Below are 11,797 nucleotides of genomic sequence, written 5' to 3' on the forward strand. Positions count from 1 at the left end.
AAGATGGGGGTATGCGGATCCTTCTGGCCGGCGCGTCCGGCTTCCTCGGCACCCGGCTGGCCGACCGGCTCGCGGCGGACGGGCACCAGATCACCCGGCTGGTCCGTCGGTCGCCGCGCGACTCGCAGGAGCGGCGGTGGGACCCCGCCGCCGGGCACCTCGACCCGGCCGTGGTCGCCGAGGCCGACGCGGTCATCAACCTGGCCGGCGCGGGCGTCGGCGACAAGCGCTGGGACGACGACTACCGCCGGTTGATCCGCACCAGCCGGGTGGACAGCACCACCACGCTGGCGACCACCATCGCCGGGCTGCCCACCGCGGACCGACCCCGGGTGCTGCTCAACTCATCGGCCGTCGGCTGGTACGGCAACACGGGCGACCGGGCGGTCGAGGAGGACGCGCCGGCCGGCGAGGGCTTCCTGGCCGACGTCTGCCGGGTGTGGGAGGCCGCGACCCGGCCGGCCGAGGACGCCGGGGTACGCGTGGTCCGACTGCGTACCGGTCTGCCGCTGCACCGCGAGGGCGGGCTGCTCAAGCCGCAACTGCTGCCGTTCAAGCTGGGCATCGCCGGCCGGCTGGGCAGCGGCCGGCAGTGGCTGCCGTGGATCTCGATGGCCGACTGGCTGGACGCGACCCGCTTCCTGCTCGACCACGACGAGGTCGCCGGCCCGGTGAACGTGGTGGGGCCGAACCCGGTGACGAACGCCGAGTTCACCCGCGAGTTGGCCCGGCAGCTGCACCGCCCGGCGATCATCCCGATCCCCGCACTGGCGCTCAAGGTGGTCCTCGGCGGTTTCGCCCACGAGGCCCTCACCAGCACCCGCGTCCTCCCCGGCGTCCTCACCCGAGCCGCCTACCGCTACCAGCACCCCACCCTCCCCCAAGCCCTCCAAGCAGCCCTGACCCCCTGACCGGTGGTTCGGCCCTCGGCAGAATCGGCGGTCAGCGGGTCGTCGGTGAGCCGGCGTGGGCCGATGCTGGACCAATGGCGACCTTCTCCCTCCAGGCCACCCCGACCGACGCGGCGAGCTGGGCCGAGCTGGCCCGTCGGGCCGAGACCGCCGGCTTCGACGCCCTGCTCGCCGCCGACCACCCCGGGGACGTGACGTCACCGTTCGTGGCGCTGGCCGCCGCGGCCCCGGTCACCTCGACGATCGGGCTCGGCTCGTACGTGTCGAACCTCGGCGTACGGGAACCGATGCTGCTCGCGGCGGACGTGGCCACCCTCGATCTGATCTCCGGTGGACGGGCCCGGCTCGGTGTCGGTGCCGGTCACACCCCGGCGGAGTGGCGCGCGGTGGGCCGGGAACGCCCCGACGTGGCCGGGCGGGTCCGCCGTTGCGTGGCCGTCGCCGAGGCGGTCCGCGCCCTGCTCGACGGCGCCTCGGTCACCGTCGACTCGGCCGAGCTGACGATGCGCGGGGCGGTGCTGCGCGATCCCCGGCCGGTGCAGGAGCGGATCCCGCTGACGATGGGTACGGCGAACTCGACGCTGCTGCGCTGGGCCGGCGCGCACGCCGATGTGGTCGGGCTGACCGGGTTCGGGCGTACCCTCGCCGACGGCCACCAGCATGAGGCGCGCTGGCGGGCCGACCAGATCGAGGCGCAGCTGGCCTGTGTGGCCGCCGGCGCAGCCGGCCGGGCCGACCCGCCGGCGCTGGAGGCGCTGGTGCAGACGGTGGTGGTCACCGACGACGCGGAGGCTGCCGCCGCGGAACAGGCCCGGCGCAACGGCATGACGGTCGCCGAACTGCTGGCCACCCCATTCGTGCTGATCGGCACGGTGGACGAGATCATCACGGCGGTCACCGAGCACGAACGGCGCTGGGGGGTGACCCGGTTCGTGGTCCGCGACGACGCGCTGGATCCGCTCGCGCCGGTCCTGGCCCGGCTGACCTGATCCCACGCCGGGGGTGGGGTGGGACTCAGCAGCCGATTACCCAGTAGTTGGGGGCGGTTTGCTTGAGGGCGCTGGTGTAGAAGGTGTTGTACAGGCCCATCCGCTGGTTGGAGCCGTTGGCGTAGGCGTAGCCGCCGGACTGGTACGCCCGACCGGCCGCCACGTGTGCGTAGTTGCTGGCCGTCACGCAGGTCGGCGGCGTGGTCGGGGTGGCCGTGGGGGTCGGCGTGGGGGTTGGGGTAGCCGTCGGGGTCGGGGTCGGGTTGGTGCCGCCGCCGTTCAGGCCGAAGAAGAGCGCGTCACGGTACGTCGAGCAGATGGTGTCCAGAAAGTACGCGCCAGCGGTGCCGCACTGCTCGGCCGCCGATCCCGGGTCGACCGGGGTGCCGTGGCCCATCCCGGAGATCCGGTAGAGGCGTACGTCGTCGTTGCCGTACACCTCCAGGCTGGTGTTGCCGGGCAGCGACGAGGTGCTGGTCGGGGTCTGCGACACGCCCCGCACGTTGGTCCACTGGTCACGGGACTCGGTGCCGTTGAGAGGCGTGACAGTGGTGTCCGAGGTGCCGTGCCAGATCGCCACCCGGGGGCGCGGGCCGGTGTAGCCGGAGTACGCACCACGGACCAGGTCGCCCCAGGCGGCCGGGGTCTTGTCCGCCCCCGGGTTCATGCAGCTGAACGCGTTGACCATGCTGGTGGCGCAGCGGTACGGAATCCCCGCGATGATCGATCCGGCGGCGAAGACGTCCGGGTAGGTGGCCAGCATGACCGCGCTCATCGCCCCACCGGCGGACAGCCCGCTGACGTAGACCCGGGAGCCGTTCACCGCGAAGTTGGCCTTGGCGTGGTCGACCATCTGCTTGATCGACAGCGCCTCGCCCTGACCGCGGGTGGTGTCGCCCGCCTCGAAGAAGTTGAAGCAGGAGTTGGCGTTGTTGCCGGACGGCTGCTGGGCGACGATCAGGGCGAACTTCCACTGGTCGGCGTACTTCTGCCAGCCGGAGTTGGCGAAGTAGCCGGAGGCGTTCTGGGTGCAGCCGTGCAGCAGGACGACGGCCGGGGAGTTGGCCGGCAGGCCGTCCGGCCGGTAGGCGTACATGGCGAGGTTTCCGGGGTTGGAGCCGAACCCGGTGACCTGGGTGAGGGTGGCGGCCTGGGCGGGTGCGGCGACGGCGACCACGCCCGCTACGGCGAGGGCGAGCCCGGCGACCGCACCGAGCAGCCGGGTGAGGGTGGACGAGGAGCGGCGCACGGCGGCCTCCTGAGGGGCGGACTGTGAACTGGGTCACTGTCGAGTTGCCGTGACGTTACGACGATGTGTCGCCGCTATGACATGGGGCACACTCACACATTCACGACGGACGCTGTGTACGCCGAACCGTCGACGTGGCGGGTGGAATCCGTCCCCAACGGTCCCCTCCTTGCAGGTCTGACCGGCCCGTCCAGGTCCGGTTGGTAACGTCCGCTGCGTGCCGTCCTCCCCGTCGCTGGCCACCGGGCCCGCACCCGCGTCAACGCCGCGCACCGTCCGGGACCGCCGGGCCGACCTGATCGTCGTGCTGGTGGCGCTCGCGCTCGCCGTCTGGGTGACCAGCGGGCTGTGGCGGGACCCGAACGTCCGCACCATCACCGTCAACTCCAGCGACCAGGCGCTGTTCGAGTGGCTGCTGGCCTTCGGCGGGCACGCGGTCACCCACGGCGATAACCCGCTCTTCACCTACCTGATCAACGTGCCGGACGGCGTGAACCTCGCGGTCAACACCTCGATCACCGTGTACGCGGTGGTCTTCGCCCCGCTCACGTACCTGATCGGACCACCGGCGACCTTCCTGGTGATCCTCACCCTGAACCTGCTCGCCACCGCGCTGGTCTGGTACTGGCTGCTCTCCCGGCACCTGGTGCGCAGCCGGCTGGCCGCCGGGGTCGGCGCCCTGTTCATCGCCTACTCCCCCGGCATGGTGTCGCACGCCAACGCGCACCTGAACTGGACCGCCGGTTGGCTGGTGCCGCTGCTGATCTGGCGGTTGTTCGCGCTGCGCCGCGCGGGGCACTGGCTGCGCGACGGGGTGATCCTCGGCGTGCTGGTCGCGGTGGCCTTCTCGATCGCCGCCGAGGGGCTCTTCTTCACCGCGCTGGCGCTGGGGGTGTTCGTCGCCATCTGGGCGCTGCACCCGGCCAACCGCGCGGAGGCACGTGCCGCGCTGCCCACCTTCCTGCGCGGGCTGGGCGTGACCGCCGTGGTCGCCGGCGTGCTGCTGTCGTACCCCTTGTGGTTGCACTTCGCCGGGCCACAACGGTTCCACGGCACCGGCTTCGACCCGGTGATCCACTCCGAGGACATCGCGGCGTTCGGCGCCTTCCCGCGCCGCTCGCTGGCCGGCGAGGCCGGGTTGGGCACGTCACTGGCACCGAATCCGACCGAGGAGAACTCGTTCTTCGGCATCCCGCTGCTGGTGCTCACAGTGGTCTGTTTCGTCGCCCTCTGGCGGCGGGCCGACCCGCACCGCCGGGCCACCCTCTGGGCGCTGGGCGCCCTCGCGCTGATCTTCACGGTGCTCTCCTTCGGCCCGGTCGCCAAGGTCGACGGCCGACGCACCGACCTCCCCATGCCGTTCGACCTGGTCGGGCAACTTCCGGTGGTGAACGCCGCGCTACCGGCCCGACTGGCGCTGGTGGTCGCGCCAGTGGTCGGGCTGCTGCTGGCGTACGCCGTCGACCAACTGCGCGCCGCACCACCACGGCACCGCTCCACGGAGCTGGCCTGGCTGGTCGGCTTCGCGGTGGCCCTGGTACCGCTGCTGCCCACCCCTCTGCTGACCGACGAGCGGGAGCCGATCCCGCGCTTCATCACCTCCGGCACGTGGCGGGACTACGTGTCCCCCGACGGGGTGCTGACCCCGGTGCCGCTGACAGTGGACATCTACCCGGACGGCCAACGCTGGCAGGCGTACGCGCTGTCGCACCGGCAGGGCGAGTTCGAGATCCCCGGCGGCTTCTTCCTCGGCCCCGGTGGGCCGGACGGGCGGGGCCGGATCGGCCCGGTGCCGCGCACGCTGAGCGCGTTGATGGACCAGGCCGGCCGTACCGGGCTGGTTCCCATCGTCACCGACGGGACCATCCGGGAGGTCCAGTCGGACCTGCGGCACTGGCGCATCGAGACGGTGGTGCTCGCCGACGAGGTGCACGGCGCGAAGTTCGAGGTCGACGAGGAGGCGCTGCGGCGTACCGGCACCGCCCTGTTCGGCGAGCCGCAACGGGTCGACGACGTCTGGCTCTGGCGCATCCCACCGGCCGACCGGTAGGCCGCGACACGGCCGGCGGGGGCATCACGACCGGTCGCCATCGCGTCTAATGGGCCGATGAGATTGACCGGCGGGCGATTGCGGCGTGCTGCCGTGGTAGCGCTCGTGCTGGGGCTCGTCGCGCTCGACACACCAGCCGCAACGGCCGCCGGGAGCGCGGCCGGGGTGGTGCCGACCCGGGTGCACGATCCCTGGCTGTGGCAGGCCACGGTGGGGCAACGCCCGGCCGGTCCGGCCGCGCTGCTGTTCTTCACCGACCGCACCCGCTATTTCGAGTCGACAGGTGTGCTGGTCGACCGGGACGGCGCGTACCGGCTGATCCCGATACGCATCGGCGAGGGGCACGGACTGCTCTCCCCGGATGGACGGCACTACCTCCGGCCGTACTTCGGCGAGCTACTGGATCTCACCACCGGCCGGCAGCGCCGCACGGTGAGCACGGGCGTGTACCCGATGGCATGGTCGCCGGACGGGCAGCAGGTGCTGGGCACCCGCAGCAACGACGACGACGTGATCAGCTTCGGGCCGGACAATCAGCAGCTCAACGACCCGGAGAAGCCCGACGACCTGCTCGTCGTCGACCCGTTCCGGGGCACCGAGCGGACGCTCGACGTCGGCACCTTCGCCGCGCACACCGCAGCGGCCTGGTCACCCGGTGGCGACCTGGTGGCGGTCACCGGCTCGCCGGACGTGCCAGCCCAGCTCGCTGAGCGCCAGCGACTGGTGGTCGTCGACCCGGCCGGCGGCGGCCCTCGTTGGCAGGTCGACCTGGGCGACCGGCGGATGTTGGCCGGTCCTGCCGCCTGGCATCCCGACGGCCGGCGGCTCGCGCTGCTCGCCTTCGACGGCTGCGCCGGCCCCAGGTGCACATCCGAGCAGGCGGCGGCGCGCACCTGGCGGATCGAGTTCCTGGACACGGCCACCGGCCAGGCCGTCGGCCAGGCCCTGCCGGCCGGCATCTCGGCGAGCGGGATCATCGGCTGGCGCGGCGACGACCCGGTCCTGCGGTATGTCAGCGAAACGGAGGCGGACACGGACCGGCAAGCCTTTCTCGCCGCGCTGTCGCCCGACGGCGGTCGTGAGGTGCTGGTGACCACGCCGGTCGGGTCGACCGACCTGATGGTGCCGGGCGACCTGCTGACCCGGGCCGCGTTCGGCGGGCCGGAGCCCCGGCCGTCACCGTTCGCCGCCCCGCTCTGGGTCTACCTGACGCTGGCCGTGCCAGCGCTGCTCGCGATCGCTCTCGTCGTCCGCCGGACTCGTCGCCGGCGCACTGCGACGGCCCCGGCTCCGGCGTGACGACGAGCCGCCGAGGTGTGCCGCGACCGGCACGACGAGGCCCTGGTGAGGTGGCTCACCAGGGAAGATCGCCGGTAGCGGGACTAGGCTTGTTGCCGTGACGACGACGACCCCCGGCCTGACGGCCGTCCGCGCCGGCCTGCTCGACTACCAGGCCGCCTGGGACGAGCAGCGGCGCCTGCACGAGTCGGTGGTGGCTGGCGAGCGCGGCGACACAGTGCTGCTGCTGGAGCACCCGAGCGTCTACACGGCGGGCAAGCGCACCGAACCGTGGGACCGGCCGATGGACGGCACTCCGGTCGTCGACGTGGACCGTGGCGGCAAGATCACCTGGCATGGGCCGGGGCAGCTCGTCGGCTACCCGATCCTGCGCCTGCCCGACCCGGTGGACGTGGTCGCCTACGTGCGCCGGACCGAAGAGCTGCTCATCGACGTGTGCGCCGAGGTCGGGCTGACCGCCGGTCGGGTCGAGGGGCGCAGCGGGGTCTGGGTGCCCGAGGACGACCGGGGGCCGGCCCGCAAGGTGGCGGCCATCGGCATCCGGGTGGCCCGGGGCGTCACCCTGCACGGCTTCTCGATCAACTGCGACTGCGACCTGACGTACTTCGACCGGATCGTCCCGTGCGGCATCCGGGACGCGGGCGTCACCTCGCTCACCGCCGAGCTGGGCCACCCGGTCAGCGTCGCCGACGTGCTGCCGGTGGTCGAGCGTCGACTCTCCACCCTCATCGAGGTCTGAGCTGCGGCCCCCGGCGGCGACGCCGGGGGCCGCCTCGCTCATGGCGTCAGGCGGTGCAGGTCACGCGGGAACGCGGTGACCTGCCGGATGTTTGCCGCGCCGACCAGCCGGGCCACGAACCGTTCCAGGCCGATGGCGAAGCCACCGTGCGGTGGCATGCCGTGCCGGAACGCGTCCAGGTAGCCGGCGTACGGCTCGACCGGCTCACCCCGGGCCGCCAACGCCGCCAGGTAGTCGGCGTGCTGGTGCAGCCGCTGCCCGCCGGTGACCAGCTCCAGACCACGAAAGAGCAGGTCAAAACCGTTCGAGTACGCGGGCCGCTCCGGGTCGGGGTGGGTGTAGAAGGGCCGCTTGGCCATCGGGTAGCCGGTGACGAAGAGGAAGTCCGACCCGTGTTCACGCATTGCCCACTCGCCCAGCGCCCGTTCGTGGGCGGGAGCGAGGTCCGGCTCGTCGGCGGGCGCGCCGGCGATCGTCAGCGCCTCGGTGAAGTGCACCGCCGGGATCTGCGCCGGCACCTGCGGCGGCGTGACGCCGAGCGTCGCCAGAGCGGCGCCGGCCCGCCCGCTGACCGCGTCCAGCATCCCGGCCACCGTGTCGCGCAGCACGCGCATCACGTCCCGGTGGTCGGCGATGAAGCCCAGCTCCGCGTCGAGCGACGTGTACTGCGCGAGGTGCCGGACGGTGTCGTGCGGTTCGGCCCGGAAGACCGGCCCCACCTCGTAGACACGTTCGAAGACGCCGACCATCAGCTGCTTGTAGAACTGCGGTGACTGGGCCAGGTACGCGGGCCGGCCGAACCAGTCGAGCGCGAACACGTTCGCTCCGCTCTCGGTGCTGGAGCTGACCACCTTCGGTGTGTGGACCTCCACGAAGTCGTGGGTGTCGAGTGCGGCCCGGAACCCGGCCACCGCGGCGGCCGAGATCCGCAGCGCGGCCGACCGGGTGGGGTGCCGCAGCGCGGTGGGCGCGTTGTCCAGCTGGGTGGGCAGGCTCGCGGTGAGCGCCGGCCGGTACAGGTCGAACGGTGGCGGTGTGGCGGGCGACCCGAGTGGACGTACCGTCGGGTCGGTCAGCTCGACCCCGGCGGGCGCGGTGTCGTTCGCGGTGGCCGTCGCGGTGACCTCGACGACCGTCTCCTCGGTGAGTTTCTCCAGCTCGGCGCGGACGGCCGGGTCGGTGACGACCACCTGGGCCAGGCCGGTGGCGTCCCGCACGATCAGGAAGGCGACCGACTTGAGCAGTCGGCGGCGGTGCACCCAACCGGCGATCCGCACTGTCGTGCCGATCCTGGCGGGCAGTTGCTGGGACAGGGTTCGTTGCATGGCGTACTGCTCCTCGGTCGATCGCCACGCCGTCGCCGCCCTGGGGAAGCGATGCGTGGCATCAGCCCCAGGGAGGTGTGGGCGAGCGGGAACCTCGCGGTGCCACCACACCTTCACCCCCGCCGAAGCGGGGGCCTCTTTCGTCGCCTGATGACCGGGGCCAGCCGGGCGGGCTCTACTGGGCGCGGGTGACCCGCGGCCGTTCTTCCCGCAGCTCGGGAGGGTCTTCGCGCCCCGGCGCCAGACCGCCTCTCAGCACCGGCGGCTCTCTGCACTGGCGGGTCGGGGGCTACTCGGCTCCGTCGTCGCTGTTGGCGGTGACCGTAGCACCCGAATCCCGCTCGTGTGACGCACATTTTCGACACCCCGGTGTCCGGCGTCACAACGTTTGGGGCGTGACGCCGGTCGCCTGACGCACATAGACACCTGCCGTCCGGCGTAGGCTCATTTTCGTGACGATCGAGCACTCCGCGCCGACGACCGGCCAGGCAGCGCGCACCGCAACGGCGGCCCCCGAGGGGCGGCGTCTGCTGCGGATCGAGGCGCGCAACGCCGAGACGCCGATCGAGCGCAAACCGCCATGGATCAAGGTCAAGGCCAAGATGGGGCCGGAGTACACCCAACTGCGTGGGCTCGTCTCGCGCGAGGGGCTGCACACCGTCTGCCAGGAGGCCGGCTGCCCCAACATCTACGAGTGTTGGGAAGACCGGGAGGCCACCTTCCTCATCGGCGGTGACCAGTGCACCCGGCGCTGCGACTTCTGCCAGATCGACACCGGCAAGCCGGCCGAGTTCGACGCCGACGAGCCGCGTCGGGTCGCCGAGTCGGTCGTCTCGATGGGGCTGCGGTACGCCACCATCACCGGTGTCGCCCGTGACGACCTGCCCGACGGCGGCGCCTGGCTGTACGCCGAGACCGTCCGACAGATCCACGCCCTGCAGCCCGGCTGCGGCGTCGAGCTGCTGATCCCGGACTTCAACGCCGTCCCCGAGCAGTTGGCCGAGGTCTTCGGCTCCCGCCCCGAGGTGCTGGCGCACAACGTGGAGACCGTGCCGCGCATCTTCAAGCGCATCCGGCCGGCGTTCCGCTACGACCGCTCGCTGGACGTGATCCGGCAGGCCCGCGCCGACGGCCTGGTCACCAAGAGCAACCTCATCCTGGGCATGGGCGAGGAGCGGGCCGAGGTCTCGCAGGCGCTGCGCGACCTGCACGAGGCCGGCTGCGAGCTGATCACCATCACCCAGTACCTGCGCCCCTCGCCCCGGCACCACCCGGTGACCCGTTGGGTCAAGCCGGAGGAGTTCGTGGAGCTGCGCGAGGAGGCCGAGGAGATCGGCTTTGCCGGGGTGATGAGCGGGCCGCTGGTGCGTTCGTCGTACCGGGCCGGTCGGCTCTACAAGCAGGCCATCGACGCCCGCGCCGCCGCCTCGGTCGCCACCGCCAGCTGACTCCGCCGGCAACGCCGCACGGCCGTTCGGCGTGCGGATGTCATGATCCTGTGATGACCGTCGGCGTACGCGAGCAGCCGCGCGGCGCGGACTCGCCGCGCCCGCGACCCGGCGCACGCCCCGGCCTGGTCGGTTGGCTCACCGGGTTGGCGGTGCTCGCCGGGGTGGGCTACCGGCTCTGGCTGCTGACGCAGGCCGCGCCGCCGACGAACAGCGACGAGGCCACAATGGGGCTGGCCGCGCTGCACATCGCCCGGGGCGAGGACTTCCCGGTCTGGTTCTACGGCCAGCAGTACATGGGCACGCTGGAGGCGTACCTGGCCGCGCCGGTGTTCGCCCTCGCCGGTGGGCCGTCGCTGCTCGGTCTGCGGCTGCCCACGCTGGCGCTGTACACGCTGTTCCTGCTGCTGGCCTGGCGGTTGACGCTGCGGCTGACCGGGGACCGGTGGTTCGGGCTGCTGATGGTGGCGCTGCTGGCCCTCGGCTCCGACCGGATCGTCAAGAACCAGCTGATCGCCGGCGGCGGCTACCCCGAGATGAACGCGGCCGGGGCGGCGCTGGCAGTGCTCGCCGTGGAACTGGCCACCGGTCGACCGGGGCGACGATCGACCGGCTCCGGGGAACCCGACGGGCGGACGACCGGCACCGGGCGACCCGGCTGGCGACTGGCGCGCTGGGCGACGTGGGGATTCCTGGCCGGGCTGATGCTCTGGGTCGACCCGCTCGTGCTGCCGTACGTCGCGGCGACCGGCGCGGTGCTCGTCGGGTTCTGCCGCCGGGAGCTGTGGGGCACCGCCGGGGCACTGCTCGGGGCGGCGGCCGTGCTGGGGGCGGCCCCGCTGCTGCTGCACAGCCTGCTGACCGGGCGCAACCCGCTGCACGCGGTGCTCGCGGCCAGCGGCGCGAACGCCACCGCCGGCTGGACGGACCGGCTGCACGGCGGCCTGCTGCTCGGCCCGCCGCTGGGCATGGGTTTCTGCGCTCCCGGGCAGTGCGCCAACTGGCAACTGTGGTGGGCGCTCGCCCTGCCGCTGCTGCTGGCCATCGCCACCGTCACCGCCTGGCGGGCCCTGCGCACCCGCGAACCGGCCGCTGTCGGCCCCGGCACGGTGTCACCCCGGGTGGCGGCGACGGTCCGGCTGGCGCTCGTGCTGGCCGCCGTGGTCACCCTCGGCGCGTACACGGTGAGCAGCTCCGCCGGGCTCACGCCGGTGGAGAGTTCCCGCTACCTGTCCTGCCTGCTCATCTCGTTGCCGGCGCTGCTCTGGCCGGTGTGGGCGGTGGCCCGGCACGGGCTGCGAACGGCAGTCGCCGACCGGCACGGTGTCGGGTCGACGCTGACCCGGTCGGTCGCTGTGGTGGTGCTCGCCGCCACGCTGGGCACCGCCGCCCACGCCACCTGGCAGGCAGCGCAGACCGTCCCGGCGACCCGGGCCGCCGAGGCCCGGCACACCGAGCTGGTGAGCACCCTGCGCCAGCTCGGCGTACGACACGTTCGCGCCGGCTACTGGACCTGCAACCGGCTCACCTTCGCCAGCGCCGAACAGGTGGTCTGCGCCGTCGTCGACGACACACTGCGCCCCGGTTTCGACCGCTACCCCGCGTACCGCCGGGAGGTCGACAGCGCGGCGGCACCGGCCTGGGTCGCGCCGACCGGCTCGCCCCTGGCGGAGGTGCTCGACGAGCGGCAGCGGGTCACGCCCGGCAGCCTCGACCTGGTCACCATCGAGGGCTGGCGCATCTACCTGCCGCGCTGACCTCGGCGGTGCACGTCAGCCCGGCGACCT

At 72.8% G+C, this 11,797-nt stretch carries 9 protein-coding genes; 7 read left to right on the top strand and 2 right to left on the bottom strand.

Going from position 1 to position 11,797, the window contains the following annotated elements:
- Positions 1 to 11: 11 nt before the first annotated feature.
- Both IW249_RS00770 and IW249_RS00775 read left to right on the top strand, forming a co-directional pair.
- The gene (locus IW249_RS00770) at positions 12 to 911 is read left to right on the top strand and encodes a TIGR01777 family oxidoreductase (RefSeq protein WP_196919002.1); all 900 of its coding nucleotides are present in this window, start codon (positions 12 to 14) and stop codon (positions 909 to 911) included.
- A gap of 74 nt (positions 912 to 985) precedes the next feature.
- Positions 986 to 1,900 (top strand): LLM class flavin-dependent oxidoreductase, encoded by a 915-nt coding sequence (locus tag IW249_RS00775; RefSeq protein ID WP_196919003.1) that lies wholly within the window; start codon positions 986 to 988, stop codon positions 1,898 to 1,900.
- A 25-nt stretch (positions 1,901 to 1,925) separates the two neighbouring features.
- On the opposite strand, the gene IW249_RS00780 is transcribed toward IW249_RS00775, so the two are convergent.
- On the bottom strand, positions 1,926 to 3,149 hold the full coding sequence (locus tag IW249_RS00780; RefSeq protein WP_196919004.1) for an extracellular catalytic domain type 1 short-chain-length polyhydroxyalkanoate depolymerase: 1,224 nt from the start codon (positions 3,147 to 3,149) through the stop codon (positions 1,926 to 1,928).
- Between the two features lie 217 nt (positions 3,150 to 3,366).
- On the opposite strand from IW249_RS00780, the gene IW249_RS00785 reads away from it, so the two are divergent.
- The 3 genes from IW249_RS00785 (at position 3,367) to lipB (ending at position 7,237) form a co-directional block, all read left to right on the top strand.
- A complete protein-coding gene (locus tag IW249_RS00785; RefSeq protein WP_196919005.1) occupies positions 3,367 to 5,199 on the top strand; it encodes a DUF6311 domain-containing protein in 1,833 nt (610 codons plus the stop codon).
- Between the two features lie 57 nt (positions 5,200 to 5,256).
- Complete coding sequence (locus IW249_RS00790; RefSeq protein WP_196919006.1) at positions 5,257 to 6,498, top strand: TolB family protein; 1,242 nt, start codon at positions 5,257 to 5,259, stop codon at positions 6,496 to 6,498.
- Positions 6,499 to 6,595: 97 nt separating this feature from the next.
- Positions 6,596 to 7,237, top strand: coding sequence for a lipoyl(octanoyl) transferase LipB (gene lipB / locus IW249_RS00795; protein WP_196919007.1), 642 nt, complete (start codon positions 6,596 to 6,598; stop codon positions 7,235 to 7,237).
- 38 nt (positions 7,238 to 7,275) lie between these two features.
- Here the strand turns inward: lipB and aspS are convergent, their stop codons facing one another.
- A complete protein-coding gene (gene aspS / locus IW249_RS00800; protein WP_196919008.1) occupies positions 7,276 to 8,562 on the bottom strand; it encodes an aspartate--tRNA(Asn) ligase in 1,287 nt (428 codons plus the stop codon).
- A 452-nt stretch (positions 8,563 to 9,014) separates the two neighbouring features.
- Here aspS and lipA point away from each other — a divergent pair, with 452 nt between their 5' ends.
- Together lipA and IW249_RS00810 are read left to right on the top strand one after the other, a co-directional pair.
- Positions 9,015 to 10,010 carry a lipoyl synthase gene (gene lipA / locus IW249_RS00805; RefSeq protein ID WP_196919009.1) on the top strand — a complete coding sequence of 332 codons (996 nt, stop codon included), beginning with the start codon at positions 9,015 to 9,017 and terminating at the stop codon, positions 10,008 to 10,010.
- A gap of 53 nt (positions 10,011 to 10,063) precedes the next feature.
- Positions 10,064 to 11,767, top strand: a complete 1,704-nt coding sequence (locus IW249_RS00810) for a hypothetical protein (protein WP_196919010.1) — start codon at positions 10,064 to 10,066, stop codon at positions 11,765 to 11,767.
- The last annotated feature ends 30 nt before the right edge of the window (positions 11,768 to 11,797 follow it).

The sequence above is a fragment of the Micromonospora vinacea genome, from assembly GCF_015751785.1.
Lineage (GTDB): Bacteria > Actinomycetota > Actinomycetes > Mycobacteriales > Micromonosporaceae > Micromonospora > Micromonospora vinacea.